Source organism: Sphingobium fluviale, from assembly GCF_004122115.1.
GTDB classification, from domain to species: domain Bacteria; phylum Pseudomonadota; class Alphaproteobacteria; order Sphingomonadales; family Sphingomonadaceae; genus Sphingobium; species Sphingobium fluviale.
Map to the genome: position 1 here is coordinate 25,461 of NZ_SBKP01000011.1, position 15,536 is coordinate 40,996.

Annotated in this window: 13 protein-coding genes; 9 read left to right on the forward strand and 4 right to left on the reverse strand. The window is 57.5% G+C overall.

The features are described from left to right. Positions 1 to 123: 123 nt before the first annotated feature. From gyrA to trmFO, 3 genes are read left to right on the forward strand one after another with little or no spacing between them, the layout of a single operon-like run. On the forward strand, positions 124 to 2,820 hold the full coding sequence (gene gyrA, locus EQG66_RS11180; RefSeq protein WP_129404677.1) for a DNA gyrase subunit A: 2,697 nt from the start codon (positions 124 to 126) through the stop codon (positions 2,818 to 2,820). Then, positions 2,817 to 3,164, forward strand: a complete 348-nt coding sequence (locus EQG66_RS11185; protein ID WP_129404678.1) for a DUF952 domain-containing protein — start codon at positions 2,817 to 2,819, stop codon at positions 3,162 to 3,164. The genes gyrA and EQG66_RS11185 overlap by 4 nt, the downstream gene beginning before the upstream one ends. 9 nt (positions 3,165 to 3,173) lie before the next feature. Next, positions 3,174 to 4,523, forward strand: coding sequence for a methylenetetrahydrofolate--tRNA-(uracil(54)-C(5))-methyltransferase (FADH(2)-oxidizing) TrmFO (gene trmFO, locus EQG66_RS11190; RefSeq protein WP_129404679.1), 1,350 nt, complete (start codon positions 3,174 to 3,176; stop codon positions 4,521 to 4,523). A gap of 77 nt (positions 4,524 to 4,600) precedes the next feature. Here trmFO and EQG66_RS11195 read toward each other — a convergent pair whose 3' ends face one another. Then, the gene (locus EQG66_RS11195) at positions 4,601 to 5,065 is read right to left on the reverse strand and encodes an EF-hand domain-containing protein (RefSeq protein WP_129404680.1); all 465 of its coding nucleotides are present in this window, start codon (positions 5,063 to 5,065) and stop codon (positions 4,601 to 4,603) included. Between the two features lie 17 nt (positions 5,066 to 5,082). Next, the gene (locus EQG66_RS11200) at positions 5,083 to 5,724 is read right to left on the reverse strand and encodes a hypothetical protein (protein WP_164975662.1); all 642 of its coding nucleotides are present in this window, start codon (positions 5,722 to 5,724) and stop codon (positions 5,083 to 5,085) included. A 94-nt stretch (positions 5,725 to 5,818) separates the two neighbouring features. Between EQG66_RS11200 and EQG66_RS11205 the strand changes: the two genes are divergently transcribed. The 6 genes from EQG66_RS11205 to EQG66_RS11230 all read left to right on the forward strand — a co-directional run bounded on the left by EQG66_RS11205 (position 5,819) and on the right by EQG66_RS11230 (position 12,929). Further along, on the forward strand, positions 5,819 to 8,146 hold the full coding sequence (locus EQG66_RS11205) for a TadE/TadG family type IV pilus assembly protein (protein WP_129404682.1): 2,328 nt from the start codon (positions 5,819 to 5,821) through the stop codon (positions 8,144 to 8,146). Further along, complete coding sequence (locus EQG66_RS11210; protein ID WP_129404683.1) at positions 8,146 to 8,757, forward strand: TadE/TadG family type IV pilus assembly protein; 612 nt, start codon at positions 8,146 to 8,148, stop codon at positions 8,755 to 8,757. The genes EQG66_RS11205 and EQG66_RS11210 overlap by 1 nt, the downstream gene beginning before the upstream one ends. Beyond that, positions 8,754 to 9,464 carry a TadE/TadG family type IV pilus assembly protein gene (locus tag EQG66_RS11215; RefSeq protein WP_181951803.1) on the forward strand — a complete coding sequence of 237 codons (711 nt, stop codon included), beginning with the start codon at positions 8,754 to 8,756 and terminating at the stop codon, positions 9,462 to 9,464. Before EQG66_RS11210 ends, EQG66_RS11215 begins: the two co-directional genes overlap by 4 nt. Before the next feature lie 176 nt (positions 9,465 to 9,640). Then, on the forward strand, positions 9,641 to 11,671 hold the full coding sequence (locus tag EQG66_RS11220; RefSeq protein ID WP_129404684.1) for a TadE/TadG family type IV pilus assembly protein: 2,031 nt from the start codon (positions 9,641 to 9,643) through the stop codon (positions 11,669 to 11,671). Next, complete coding sequence (locus EQG66_RS11225; protein ID WP_129404685.1) at positions 11,668 to 12,291, forward strand: TadE/TadG family type IV pilus assembly protein; 624 nt, start codon at positions 11,668 to 11,670, stop codon at positions 12,289 to 12,291. The genes EQG66_RS11220 and EQG66_RS11225 overlap by 4 nt, the downstream gene beginning before the upstream one ends. A 38-nt stretch (positions 12,292 to 12,329) precedes the next feature. Then, the gene (locus EQG66_RS11230) at positions 12,330 to 12,929 is read left to right on the forward strand and encodes a TadE/TadG family type IV pilus assembly protein (RefSeq protein ID WP_129404686.1); all 600 of its coding nucleotides are present in this window, start codon (positions 12,330 to 12,332) and stop codon (positions 12,927 to 12,929) included. A 39-nt stretch (positions 12,930 to 12,968) separates the two neighbouring features. On the opposite strand, the gene EQG66_RS11235 is transcribed toward EQG66_RS11230, so the two are convergent. Continuing rightward, positions 12,969 to 14,321 (reverse strand): pyruvate dehydrogenase complex E1 component subunit beta, encoded by a 1,353-nt coding sequence (locus EQG66_RS11235; RefSeq protein ID WP_129404687.1) that lies wholly within the window; start codon positions 14,319 to 14,321, stop codon positions 12,969 to 12,971. A gap of 1 nt (position 14,322) precedes the next feature. After that, the gene (gene pdhA / locus EQG66_RS11240; protein WP_245988067.1) at positions 14,323 to 15,411 is read right to left on the reverse strand and encodes a pyruvate dehydrogenase (acetyl-transferring) E1 component subunit alpha; all 1,089 of its coding nucleotides are present in this window, start codon (positions 15,409 to 15,411) and stop codon (positions 14,323 to 14,325) included. Positions 15,412 to 15,536: the final 125 nt, after the last annotated feature.

Here is a 15,536-nt window from a genome sequence, read left to right on the forward strand (position 1 = left end):
TTCCGTCGCCTGCCCCCTCGCGCGCGTACACGCGAGCGCACGCGCGAGGGGTGACATAGCGTCCCGAACCGGCTAGGACGTGCCATCATTCTGTAACAGCCTCCAACCGAAAAGAGAGTCGCCTTGACCGACGGGACATTGCTCGCCGAACCTTCAGACATCAGCCCGATCGACATCGTCGATGAGATGAAGTCCAGCTATCTCGATTATGCGATGTCCGTTATCGTGTCGCGCGCGCTGCCCGATGTGCGCGATGGCCTGAAGCCCGTTCACCGCCGCATCCTGTTCGGCGCGCACGAGCAGGGCTTTGTCGCGGGCAAGCCCTATCGCAAGTCTGCGCGCATCGTCGGCGATGTAATGGGTAAATATCACCCGCATGGCGACAGCTCGATCTATGATGCGCTCGCCCGCATGACGCAGGATTGGTCGATGCGGGTGCCGCTGATCGACGGTCAGGGCAATTTCGGCTCGATGGACCCGGATAGCCCGGCGGCCATGCGCTATACCGAGGCGCGGCTGGCGAAGGTGGCGAACGCGCTGCTCGACGATCTCGACAAGGATACGGTCGATTTCACGCCCAACTATGACGGGTCTGAGCTTGAGCCGCAGGTTCTGCCCGCGCGCTTTCCCAATCTGCTGGTCAATGGCGCTGGCGGCATCGCCGTCGGCATGGCGACCAACGTGCCGCCACATAATCTGGGCGAGGTGCTGCGCGCTTGCCTCGCGATGATGGACAATCCGCTGATTGCGCTGGAAGAGCTGATGCAGATCGTCCCCGCGCCCGATTTTCCGACCGGCGCGCTGATCCTCGGCCAGTCCGGCGCGCGCAGCGCCTATGCAACCGGGCGCGGATCGATCATCATGCGCTCGCGCCATGTGGTGGAGGAAGGGCGCGGTGATCGCCGCTCGATCGTCCTTACCGAAATCCCCTATCAGACCGGCAAGAACGGCCTCGTTGAAAAGATCGCCGAGGCCGCGAAAGACAAGCGGATCGAGGGGATCAGCGACATCCGCGACGAATCGAGCCGCGAAGGCGTCCGCATCGTCATAGACCTGAAGCGCGACGCAACGCCCGACGTGGTTTTGAACCAGCTCTGGCGCCATACTCCGGCGCAATCTTCCTTCCCGGCCAATATGCTGGCGATCCGCGGCGGCAGGCCGGAGCTGTTGAACCTCAAGGACATCATCGAGGCGTTCATCAAGTTCCGTGAGGAGGTCATCACCCGCCGCACCAAGTTTGAGTTGAACAAGGCGCGCGAGCGGGCGCATCTGTTGCTGGGCCTCGTCGTCGCCGTCACCAATCTCGACGAAGTAGTGCGGATCATCCGCGGGTCTTCCAGCCCGGCGGAAGCGCGCGAAAAACTGTTGGCGCGCGAATGGCCGGTGGCGGAGATCGCACCCTATATCCGCCTGGTCGAGGCGATAGAGACAGAGATCGAGGGCGATACCTATCGCATGTCTGAGCTTCAGGTGCGTGCCATCCTCGATCTGCGCCTGCATCGCCTCACCGCGCTGGGGCGGGACGAGATCGGCAACGAGCTGCAAGGGCTGGCGACCGCGATTGAGGGCTATCTCGCGATACTTGCAGACCGGGCCAAGCTCTATGCCGTGATGCGCGAGGAGTTCGAGGCGATCGAGGCCGAATTCGCCACGCCGCGCAAGTCCACCATCGCGCCCGCCGCAGACGGCATTGACGACGAAGACCTGATCGAGCGCGAGGACATGGTCGTCACCGTCACGCTGCAAGGCTATATCAAGCGCACCCCGCTCGATGCTTTCCGTGCGCAGGCGCGCGGCGGCAAGGGCCGCGCCGGCATGGCCACCAAGGACGAGGACGCGGTTACAGAGCTGTTCGTCACCAGCACTCACACGCCGGTGCTGTTCTTCTCCACGCTGGGCAAGGTCTATCGCATGAAGGTGTGGCGCCTGCCCGAAGGCGGCCCCGCCACGCGCGGGCGGCCGATGGTCAACCTGCTGCCCCTGAGCGAAGGCGAGACGATCCGCACCGTGCTGCCGCTGCCGGAGGACGAGGAAAGCTGGAAAGACCTGCACGTGATGTTCGCCACGGCGAAGGGATCGGTGCGGCGCAACAGCATGGACGCCTTCACCAACATCCCGTCCAACGGCAAGATCGCCATGAAATTCGAGGGCGAGGATGCCGATGACCGGCTGATCGGCGTCGCGCTGCTGACCGAGGGTGACGACGTGCTGCTCGCCAGCAGACAGGGCAAGGCGATCCGCTTCATGGGGTCCGACATCCGCGAGTTCCAGAGCCGCTCGTCCACCGGCGTGCGCGGCATGAGCCTGAAGGCGGGCGACGAGGTGATCTCGCTCTCTATCCTCCATCGCTCTGGAGCCAGCTCAGACGAGCGCGAGGCCTATCTGCGCTTCGCCCCATGGAAGGCAGAGAAGGAAGGCGAGCCGGATCTCGCGCCGGAGCGCTTTGCCGAACTGGCCGAGAAGGAGCAGTTCATCCTCACCGTCTGCGCCAATGGCTATGGCAAGCTTTCTTCCGCCTATGAATATCGGCGCACCGGGCGCGGCGGGCAGGGCATAACCAACATCGACAATATCGCCCGCAACGGTCTTGTGCTCGCCAGCTTCCCCGCCACGCGCGAGGATCAGCTGATGCTCGTCACCGATCAGGCAAAGCTCATCCGCATGGGCTTGGGCTCCATGCGCGTGATCGGGCGCGGATCGGCGGGCGTGCGCCTGTTCAACGTGGCGGATAACGAGCATGTCGTCTCCGCCGCCAAGATCGGCGAGAGTAGTGATGGCGAGGAGGCCAGCGAGCTGGATGCTTCCCCGGCATCCGAATGACCGATCTCTTCGCCTATAAAGTCCTGACGCGCGAGCAATGGACCGCCTTTCGTGAGGAAGGAACGTTTACTGGCGCTCCGGTCGATCTCGCGGATGGCTATATTCACCTCTCCGCGCGCGAGCAGCTTATGGAAACAGTCGCCAGGCATTTCACCGGTCAGGATGACCTCGTGCTGGCGATGATAGACCTGCCCGCGCTGGGCGATACCGTCAAATGGGAGCCATCGCGCGGCGGCGCGCTCTTCCCTCATGTCTATGGCCCCATCCCGATGAGCGCCGTCACCACCAAGGCGACCCTGCGCCTTGGCGCAGACGGCAGCCACGTCTTTCCCGCGGGGTTTTAGGGCACCCGCATGACGCATCAGGTTCACATCATCGGCGGCGGGATGGCCGGGTCCGAGGCGGCGTGGCAGCTTGCCCAGGCGGGAATAAGGGTACGCCTCTCCGAGATGCGCGGCGCGGGGCATATGACGCCCGCGCACCAGAGCGACGGCCTTGCCGAACTCGTCTGCTCCAACAGTTTCCGCTCTGACGACGCGCAGAACAATGCCGTAGGGCTGCTGCATCAGGAGATGCGCGATCTCGGCTCCATCATCATGCGCCAAGCGGCAGAGGCGCGCGTGCCCGCCGGATCGGCCTTGGCTGTAGACCGGGACATCTTCTCCGGCCTCGTCACCCGCGTCCTGTCCGAGCATCCCAATATCGAAATCGTGCGCGAACGCATCGATGCCCTCCCCGCCACCGGCTCCACCATAATCGCCACCGGCCCGCTCACAGCCGAGCCATTGAGCCACAGCATCGGCACGGCGACGGGGATGGACAGCCTCGCGTTTTTCGATGCCATCGCGCCTATCGTCTATCGCGAGAGCATCGACATGAGCATCTGCTGGATGCAGTCGCGCTGGGACAAGGGCGAGACCAAGGATTACATCAACTGCCCGATGGACAAGGCGCACTATGACGCCTTTGTGCAGGGTCTGCTCGATGGCCCCAAGACCGAGTTCAAGGAATGGGAGACGAACACGCCCTATTTCGAGGGCTGTATGCCGATCGAGGTAATGGCGTCGCGCGGGGTCGAGACATTGCGCCACGGGCCGATGAAGCCGATGGGGCTGGATGATCCGCGCACCGGGCGCTGGCCCTATGCGGTGGTGCAATTGCGGCAGGATAATGCGCTCGGCACGCTGTGGAACATGGTCGGTTTCCAGACCAAGCTCAAACATGCCGCGCAGGTCGAGCTGTTTCGCACGATTCCGGGTCTGGAAGGGGCGGAATTTGCCCGGCTGGGCGGGCTGCATCGCAACACCTTCATCCAGTCGCCCAAGCTGCTCGATGGGACTTTGCGCTTAAAGTCCGCGCCGCATATCCGCTTCGCCGGGCAGATGACCGGGTGCGAAGGCTATGTCGAAAGCGCCGCCATCGGGTTGATCGCAGCGCGGTTTGCGGTGGCGGAATTAGGCGGACGAACGCTTCCCCCGCCGCCGGTGACGAGTGCGCTGGGGGCATTGCTCAGTCATGTGACCGGGGGAGCTGAGGCCGAGACGTTCCAACCCATGAACGTCAACTTCGGTCTGATGCCTCCGCCAGACGGGCGTGTGAAGAAAAAGGAGCGCAAGGCCGCTTACACCGCGCGGGCGCGGGCGGATTTCGGCGCATGGGCGCGCAAGTGTGGGCTGTTGGAGGGCGCGGCCCTGCCCGCCTGATCTGTTGGAAACGCCCCTGTTGGAAACCGGGCTGTAGGATCGCCAAAAACACGTTTCCACATGGAAAAAGCCCTCTACTAGCACCGGCACCTTGGCTTGGGTTCCGGCTTCGGCGCGGTCGTCGCAAACTCCGCGCGCGTCAGCCTCCCGTCGCCATTGCCATCCGCTCCGGCAAAGCGATCCGCCGTCTTCACCGCCCACTCCTCAAAGCTCAGCAGATTGTTGCCGTCCGTATCCAGCTTCTTGAAATCCTTGGTCCGGCTGCCCAGCATTTCCGTGCGGGTAATAATCGCATCCCGGTTCCTGTCATAGCGGTTGAAGCGCTGTGCCTCGCGGTCTTCCGCACGCGCTTCCGGCGGCATCGGCGGCGCCGCGCCAAAGGCGTTCTCATCTCCCTCCGGCAGCCCCTCATCCGCAAGTACAGCGGCTGAGACTGGCGGGCGCGCGCTTTCTCGCTGGCTCTCCGCTTGCCCCTGCCACCAGAACAATCCGCCCGCGGCCATAAGCAGGCCCGCCACTCCACCCGCAACAAACCGGTTCATAGTCCCCTCGCATCGCTCTATCGCCCGAAAATATGAAACCGCATCATCCGGGCATAGAGGCCGGGCGTCAACACCGGTGGCGCGCCCCTGCCCCGCCGCACGTCAGAGAGAGCGGGGCCGACCAGCATCGTAATTATGCGCGGCAGTCCGGCAATGTTTGCACTCTCGGCAATCTGACACGCCAGCCCAATCGCAGCCTCTCTCAATGCCGCATCGGTCACATGCCCAGCCAGATCCCATAATGCCCAGACCTGCCCTGCCCTCGCGCTGCGCTCCGCATATTCCGGGACCAGCGCAGCAAGCAGGCCCGCCCCTCTCCCTGCCGCATAAGCCAGGAGCATATCCCGGTCGTTTCCGTCGCCGCCTGCTATCAGTTCCTCCCAGCCGTCAATTATTGCGACAAGGCCGAGCCGCGCCTGCGCAAACTCATCGATCGACCGAAGAGCTAACATATCCGGCGCAACATGCTGAGCCGAGAGCGCCTCTGCCATCAGGCCATCCCGCCACCACGCGAGACGAATCTGCGCCATAATCGGCTCCGTAACCGTCCGCGCAATCTGGGCGCAGGCATTGTCGAGCGCGAATATCCCGGCGGCACGCCCGGCCTTCCTCCCCGCCGCCGTGCAAACAAGTCTCTGAAACGGCGAAATTTCGGACATCTCATCCATGTGTTAAGAGTATCTTCATTCCACTGGAACACCAAATTTTAAGACCACGGCCCTATTCCCTCAGGATAGCTCGTAATGCGTCCGCATGGCGGATACCCGCCGCTGCGCGCCATTCGGGATGTGGGACCAAGGCAAGATGGGCAATCGCATGGCACGGAAACCAGATGGGCAAAAGGGCTTTCTCGCCCGCCTGCTGAGCAATCAGGCAGGCAATGTGCTGTTCATGACGGCTGCCTTCCTGATTCCTCTGCTCGGCCTTGTCGGCGGCGGCGTGGATATGAGCAGGCTTTATCTTGCCAAGACACGGCTTCAGCAGGCATGCGATGCCGGAGCGCTTGCCGGACGCAAGGCCATGGACACTGGCGCCTGGACCGCCGGGACCGGTCCATCCACTACTGAGGGCCGTGCTCTCAACATGTTTTCTGGCAATTTCAAGGATGGAGACTTCGGCACCGGCACGGTCACGAAGAGCTTTACCGAATCCGGCGGGGTCGTCAGCGGCACCGCCTCGGTTACAATGCCGATGATGGTGATAAAGGTATTGGGCATCACGTCGAAGACGATCAACGTCTCATGCACCGCCAAGATGGAAATCCCGAATACCGACGTGATGTTCGTGATCGATAACACCGGTTCGATGAACTGTCAGGTCGCACACAGTGGTTATAGCTGCCCAGGTGGCGACAATAACGGCGTGGAAGACAGCACAGCCAAGATGAAGGGGCTTCGCTCTGCCATAAAGTGCTTCTATGAGGCGCTGGCCAAGATCGACACAACCGAAAATTGCGGATCGACGCCTGCCGGAACAGTAACGGCACAAATCCGCTTTGGATTCATGCCCTATTCGGTCAACGTCAATGTCGGTAAGCTGTTGCCTAACAGCTACTTCGCCGACACATGGAATTATCAGTCGAGAGAGCCTGTTTATACGACGGTTTACGCTTGGACGGCGGGCACCGAAAGCCCTGTTTCGTGGGGAAGCTGGCCGTCCAACCCTTCGAGCCTTACGAACGCAGGCACGTATTCTGGTTGGGGCGATATCAACACATCAGGCGGATCTACCGTCACCGTTAACGGTATAGCATATACCAAAAGGCCCGCCGGTCTTAACAACACTACCTGTCTGGCGCTCAATACGATGACGCCGACCACGTTGTTGACCTATAGCTATACCACAAATATTCAGACTCCAACATACACCAGTAGCACGCCAACTTATCCAGCGGATACGAACCAGACACTAAGCTACTCGGAGGATGACAACCGGCAGGCGATTGGTTATCGTTACAGATGGAATTCGAGCGGAACCGGCACCTGCCGTCTCCAAAGTTCCAACAATTATAATTATACCGTCACTCGCACTGGCACCTCAACCAAGCCTTTGACTTGGACCAGCCACAACAACCTTACCGGCTGGACATACAAGCAGGTTGCCCACAACATCTCAGGTCTGAAAGCTGGCGGATCTAGTTGGAATAACAGTGTTGCGCTGCCTTTAGCGACTGCGAATGGTGCTAGCGTCACCCTCTCTGGTTCGACCACAGCAAGCTATCTTAAGACTGTAGCGAACACAAATATCGATTGGGACGGCTGCATAGAGGAACGCCAAACCTTTCAGAATACAAATAATACCACCATCACCACGAGCGACTGGAATCCGATCCCCGCCACGGCCTATGATACGGATTTCAACACAGTGCCGACGGCGATCACTCCCGCAACCTTGTGGGGGCCGATTTTGGATGGTGCTGTTTGGGCGCGCTATACGGGCAGCGGTTGGTCTTCGAGCAACACAGTTGCAGATGTGGTCACGGCGGCTTCCCCTGACCTCAGCCGCAACTTCAGCTATTCCTGCCCCACACAGGCAAAAAAGCTTCAGGTGTGGTCCACTGCCAGTGCATTGGAAACCTATCTGGGCACGTTGGTAGCGGGCGGCAACACATATCATGATATCGGCATGGTCTGGGGTGCGCGCTTCATCTCTCCCACCGGCATTTTCGCCAGCGAGAACGCGGCAACGCCCTCTGGCCAACCGATTCAGCGCCACATCGTTTTCATGACCGATGGTGACACCGTTACGACTACCAGCAACTACTCCGCTTATGGCGTAACATGGTGGGATCGCCGGCAGACCAGCTATGCGCCCACAAGCACAGACACAAACAACATCGTCAACGCGCGCACTACTGCGCTATGTAACGCGATAAAAAATCAGAATATTACGCTCTGGGTGGTGTCCTATGGCGGCGGCGTGAATAGTACCACGGAAGCGCGCTTGCAGAACTGTGCCTCTACCCCAAACACGCCCGGCGCAGCGAACACCCACTTCTTCAGCGCGACAGACACAGCGACGCTGATCGCCAAATTCCAGCAGATCGCATCCGAAATCGCGGATCTGAGGTTGATAAGCTGATGACTACGCTTACCCTTAAATCAAACGAGGAAGGCATAGCCGCAACGGAGTTTGCACTGATCGCACCCGTCTTTGCCATGCTCCTAATGGGTGCGCTTGATATCGGCCACACTCTCTATATGCAGGCTGTGCTTCAGGGTACAATCCAGAAGGCGGCCCGCGATAGCTCGCTGGAGTCAGGCACTGCCACTGCCACACAAACCACGATTGACACACGCATCCGGACTGCTGTCAAGCAACTCAATCACTCTCTTGCGGATGCCGACATTGCAATCACGCGTCGGTATTACAAGACGTTCTCGACAGCCTCCGCCGCTCTGGCAGAGACCTGGACTGATACGAACACGAATGGCACCTGCGATGCGGGCGAACCCTATACCGACGCCAACAATAACAGCGTGTGGGATCGGGACGGCGGCAATGCCGGCCAGGGAGCGGCGCGAGACATCACCGTCTACAATGTCACGGTCACTTACCCCCACATGTTCCCCCTGTGGAAAATGCTTGGTACGACCAGCATTAGCACCGTAAGGGCGACGACAGTCGTGGCAAACCAGCCTTATGGTGCGCAATCGCAATATGGCGCCGCGACGGCGAGGACTTGCCCGTGATCCGCCCTTCTATGATCCGCAGGGTCCGCTGCCATCTGCATCGCCTTCTGCGAGACAGTAGCGCGCTCGCTATCGTTGAATTTGCCACTGCCCTGCCATTCATCCTCGTTACTATGCTGAGTGCAACGGAACTGACGAATTTCACGATCGTGAGGATGCGCGTAGGACAAACGGCACTGCAAATAGCGGATAATGCTTCACGCATGGGCAGGGTTAGCCTGACAGGTAACCCACAGGTTACTGAAACGGACATTAACGACCTGCTGACCGGCGCTGATATGCAGGCGCGCAACCTCAATCTATACACTCACGGCCGCGTTATTGTTTCCAGTCTGGAGCCGGTATCCAACCCCAATTCGTCTCCGCCAAAATTCAAGATCCGCTGGCAGCGTTGTCGGGGATTGAAAAACTCGACATCCACATGGGGTTTGCAAGGAGATTCCAACCTAGATGGCATGGGGCCAGCTGGCCAGATCGTCACTACGCCAGATGACACGGGTGTAATGTATGTCGAGGTCTTCTACGACTATCAGCCACTATTTACATCAGGATTGGTCCCGCATACGACCATTCACGAATTTGCCTCAATGATCGTCCGCGACAGCCGCGATTATGTTGGCCCGACCAGCGGTCCGGGCGCTAACGGCGGCATCTATAATGTCGAGGCAGCCACTGCCCACACCTGTAACATCTATTCCACCACCTGATCATCCAACAGTTTTATTATTTGTTTCTATTTTTTGTTCAATTCAACTTAGGTTGAATAATTAATTATTAACTATCATGCACTATTTGCTTAACCATAGCGAATGGCTCTGCATGAAGTTTATTCAAAATTTCAAACAAGCCCTGAGCGAACAAGACTATGTGGGCAACATAACGCATGTTTCAGGGGCAAGCTAAAATAGACCGTTTTCTGCTTCGATTGAAGCTGAACCAATCGGGCAATGTATTGGCGATTGTTGCTGCCGCGATGATCCCCGTTATTGCCATGATCGGGGGAGGCGTCGATATAAGCCGTTATTATATCACAAAGTCTCGACTGCAGAATGCCTGTGACGCTGCTGCCATGGCGGGTCGCAAATCCATGACTGGAACGACGTGGGCTAGCGCAGATGAAACATTGGCACGCAATTTTTTCAATACCAACTTCCCGAATGGAACTCTTGGTAGCAAAAATTCCAGCATTACTTTCAATGTGAATACAGCAGGAGTTGTGACAGGCACGGCTGTCGCGACTTCTCCATCCACTATCATGGCGCTGTTTAATGTTGGCGACAAAGTCCTGAGTACAACCTGCAAAGCAGAACTTCAGCTTCCAAATAGTGACGTCATGTTCGTGCTTGATACGACTTTGTCAATGAACGAGACAAATCCAGGCGACACACAAACCCGCATCGCTGCAATGCGGGCAGCGGTTCAAAATTTTTACACCAATCTGGAGGCAGCAAAGGCCGCAGGCACACAAGTGCGATATGGATTTGTGCCCTACTCATCCACGGTAAATGTAGGACTTCTTCTCAAGCGAGAATGGATGGTTGACCAGTGGACCTATCAAAGCCGCGTTGCAGACATAAAGGAAACGGTGCCGGGCAATCCACAATCGCCAACAATTACAAATTCAAATAACCCCCCTTGGGTTCCTGCTGCAACAGTGACGCCTTCCACAGTCGTATCGGAGAGCTGCAATGCTCCGGCCAACATCGGCTATTCTTCGAGCAACGGATCGTGGTCTGCCTGGTCACCCGATGCTACCAGCCTGCCGCGAACGCGCACCAGAACGGAAACCCGCAACGGAACGACCTTCAGCGCCTCTCGAAACAACTCTACGGGTGTGTGCACCATTACACGCTATGATTATAACAACAGCTCACGCACAGTAACCCAGACAGTTTCCGCCAATCCGAACGCAGGCCAAACGTCTGGAGATACATATCGCTATTGGTTCAATTACCAACCCGTCACCTACGACGTCTCTTCACTTAAGGGCAGCCTTTCAAGTGGTCTGATGGCCGGCGGAAGCTTCGTCGTTGCAAATTTCAACGCTGGATCGAACAATGCCGCGGGCACATTCCAGCCCCAGACCATTAACTGGGGTACAACTGCCAACAACGGTTGTATCGAGGAGCGCGCTACACTGCGTCCAGACGAAACAGTCGGAACAGCATATGATCTCGACATTGATCTTGTTCCGATTGCCGGAAACAGCGCAACACAATGGCGCCCATCCTTGCCCCGGCTTGTCTATGCACGCTCGGTAACAAACTATTATCCGACAGCACCTGCCACGATCTCCGGCTGGAGCTACACATACCCTGTGCGAACAACAACCAACTACATCACGCCGAGCAGCTATCCGTCCGACTTCGCTTCCTGCCCTACTCAGGCGCGCAAGCTCGCTGAAATTACTTCAGCCAATCTGACGACGTATCTCAATTCGCTTACCGCTTCGGGCAGAACATATCATGACGTTGGCATGCTTTGGGGCCTGCGCCTGCTTTCAGCTCAGGGGATTTTTGGCTCCGAGAATATATCTGCTCCCAACGGAGGCTCTATTGCGCGCCACGTAATATTCATGACCGATGGGGCAACAGAGACTAACATCGCAGATTATGATGCCTATGGCCTTGCTGCACTGGATAGACGCCGGACAGCCGCACCTTCAACCACTATTCCAACTGACTCTGGGCAAAACACGATTGTTGAGAGCAGACTTGGCCAGATATGCACGGCAGGAAAAGCGAAAGGCATAACTGTGTGGGTGATAGCCTTCGGTACGTCATTAACCGATCTTCTGCGCGATTGTGCTACCTCTAGAAACAACCATGCTTTTCAGGCGAACAATACGACTGAACTGGAGTCTGCTTTCTCAATCATCGCTGGTGAAATTGCCCAGCTGCGCCTGACGCAATGAGGCGAAAGACCGACATGCTTTGTTGTAAACGCCAGTCCCAACTCATCTCAAGAAATGAGCAGGGAGCAACCATTGTAGAGTTTGCCGCCGTGTTACCACTGCTTACAGTAATACTTCTTGGTGGGTTTGATATTGCGTATCAGCAATATGCCCAGTCAATACTGGATGGTGAAGTAGCGAAAGCTGGACGTGATAGTGCGCTTGAGTCTGCGAGTCAGACAACACGACAGACAGCGATTGATACCAAGGTACAAAACGCGGTTAGATCGGCTGTTCCAGACGCTACACTTGCATTTTCACGCAAGTCATTTTCTTCCTACATGCGTGTTGCGAGTCCCGGCGAACCATTCATTGACGCCAACAGCAACGGCCTGTGCGACAATGGTGAGGTCTATGAGGATTCCAACCGGAATGGCACACGCGATATTCAAGGCAGTGTAGACGGCTTTTCCGGAGCAAAGGATGCCATGGTCTACACTGTCACAGCAACATATGAGCGGGTATTCCCGATGGCAAATGTTCTGGGCTGGAGTGAAAATGTCACGATAAGCTCGACTACAATGCTTAAAATTCAGCCCTTCACCACCAAGGCAACGATACCTCAAAGGGCTTGCTCGTGATTTTGCGTCGCAACCGATTGAGAAAATGCGAGTCTGGCATGGCGGCTGTTGAGTTCGCTGTAGCCGCTCCGTTTCTGCTTACGCTATTCCTTGGCGGCAGCGAGTTGACGCACAATATTATCGCTCGCAAGAAAGTAGCGGAAATTGCCCTCATGGTGGCTGATAACGCATCGCGTATGGGCGATGACACGGTCCTCACCAATAAGCCCATTACCGAAGCGGAAATCAACGAGGTTTTCCTCGGCGCCCAGCTTCAGTCTGGTTCACTGGATTTACATGCTAACGGACGCATCGTTCTCTCCAGTCTTGAACGAAACAGTGATGGTGGCCAATGGATCCACTGGCAGCGCTGTTACGGATCGGCCAGTTTCACACCCACACATGCTGAAGGAACTGGAGCAACGGGCACTGGCTTGGCGGGTTTGGGCCCTGCTGGTAATCTTGTGGCAGCGCCTGCTGGGGACGCAGTGATGTTTGTAACAGTGGTGTATGACTATACGCCTATCGTTCCGATAGGCTTTGCAAATTATACAACTCAGCGTTTCACATCGACAGCGGCCGTCATGGTACGTGATGATCGGGACCTCGCAGGCGTTACCAATCCAATCCCGACAGCGACAGTTGCAAACTGTTCCTAGCCCAACGGTTCTAGCGCCACAAACCTGAGGATATACATCTCAGCATATCCTCTTAGCTGCAGCGACCACCCGCCCCGCATCTATCAGCGCAGCCTTCTCAAGATTTGCCGCGTAGGGTAGCGGCACGTCCTCGTTAGTCACGCGTTGTACTGGGGCATCAAGGTCATCGAAGCCTTTTTCCATGCAGACAGCCATGATCTCGCTCGCGATCGAACAGACGGGCCAGCCCTCTTCAACCACCACTAAGCGATTGGTTTTCTTGAGACTTTCGAGCACAGTCTGCGTATCGAGTGGGCGCAAGGTACGCAGATCGATCACCTCGGCGCTGATGCCCTCTGCCGCCAGCGTTTCTGCCGCTTCCAACGCCAGTCCTACACCAATCGAATAGGAGACCAGGGTCACATCCGTGCCTTCGCGCATCACGCGTGCCTTGCCGATGGGGAGGACATAATCATCCAACACCGGCACGTCGAAGCTGCGGCCATACACCAGCTCGTTCTCAAGGAACACGACCGGATCGGGGCAACGGATCGCCGCCTTGAGCAGCCCCTTGGCATCGGCTGCGTCATAGGGCGCGATGACGATGAGACCGGGCACCGCCGCATACCAGGGGGCATAGTTCTGGCTATGCTGTGCGCCCACGCGGCTTGCCGCCCCATTGGGCCCACGAAATACAACCGGGCAGCGCATCTGCCCGCCAGACATATAGTTGGTCTTGGCAGCCGAATTGATGATCTGGTCAATCGCCTGCATCGCGAAGTTAAAGGTCATGAACTCGATAACGGGCTTGAGACCCCCCATCGCCGCACCAACGCCGACGCCGGCAAAGCCATGCTCAGTAATCGGTGTGTCAATGACGCGCCTGGGGCCGAATTCCGCAAGCAAACCCTGCGTGACCTTATAGGCGCCCTGATATTCCGCGACCTCTTCGCCCATGACGAAAACGCGATCATCGGCGCGCATCTCCTCGGCCATTGCATCACGCAGCGCCTCGCGCACAGTGAGTTTCACCATCTCTGTTCCAGTAGGAGGGGCAGGATCAGCCACATTATGCGCAACGACTTCGGGAGCGACGGGATCAGGCTCAGGAGCATCTGCCACGGCCACGGGCGCAGATGCAACCGGTGCCTTCACCGCTGGCACTTCGCCTGCCTCACCTGCCATCACCGCGATAACCGTGCCAACTTTCACATTCTCTGTTCCGGCGGGAATGAGCAACTGCCCCATCACACCTTCATCGACCGCCTCGAATTCCATTGTGGCCTTGTCTGTCTCAATCTCCGCCAGAAGATCACCAGACTTTACGACATCGCCCTCTTTTACCAGCCATTTCGCGAGCGTGCCCTCCTCCATGGTAGGCGATAGCGCAGGCATTTTTATCTCGATCGCCATCTCAATATGCCTCCACCAGAACGTCGGTATACAATTCTTTCGCTTCTGGTTCGGCCGCCGTTTCAGCAAAATCTGCGCTGTCGTTGACGATCTTGCGGATACTCTGGTCGATGGCCTTGATCTCGTCCTCTGTGATGCCCGCTGCGTCCATATGCTTTTTAATGCCCTCTATCGGATCGGATTTCTCTCTCATTTCCTGCACTTCCTCGCGCGAGCGGTATTTGGCGGGGTCGGACATGGAATGGCCGCGATAGCGATAGGTTTTCATCTCCAGCAAGATCGGCCCATTGCCGCCCTGCACCCATTTCAGCGCCTCTTCAGTCGCCCCCCGCACGGAAAGAACATCCATGCCATTGACCTGAAGGCCGGGTATCCGAAAACTCTCTCCCCGGCGGAAAAGCTGATCCTCTGCCGACGAACGATTGACCGAAGTGCCCATCGCATACTGGTTGTTTTCAATCACGAAGATGACCGGCAGCTTCCACAGCTCGGCCATGTTGAAGCTCTCGTACACCTGCCCCTGGTTAGACGCGCCATCACCGAAATAAGCGACGCATACGCCACCATCGCCCTTATATTTGTGGGCGAACCCTAGCCCTGTTCCCAACGAGACCTGCGCGCCGACAATACCATGACCGCCGAAAAATTTATGCTCGACGCTGAACATATGCATCGAACCGCCCTTGCCCTTCGATATGCCGGCGGCTCGCCCGGTGAGCTCTGCCATGATAAAGTTGGGATCGATACCATAAGCGAGCATATGACCATGATCGCGATAGCCGGTAATCACACTGTCCTTACCCGGAGTGAGAGCAGACTGAATACCAACAGCGACTGCCTCTTGCCCGATATAGAGATGACAAAATCCACCGATCAGCCCCAGACCATATAGCTGACCGGCCTTTTCCTCAAATCGACGGATGAGAACCATCTGACGATAAAATTCGAGGAGCTCTTGCTTGCTGGCCTTGTAGTCCTCAGGAAGAGCGGGACGCACAGAGGCAAGAGGCGCTTCGGGAACAGGGGCAGAAGTAGACACGGCATTGGGCAGCGGCTTTTTTGCCGCGCGCGCTGTCGGATTTTTTGCCAAAGTAGAGACATCCTTCTTTTCGCTGGGGAGTACGGAAGGATTATAAGAGGCGCCCATGGATAATCCATTAAAATGCGCGTCTTGTCACCTATATGGCTAAAAGAGGAAAAATTATCTCGCCAAAA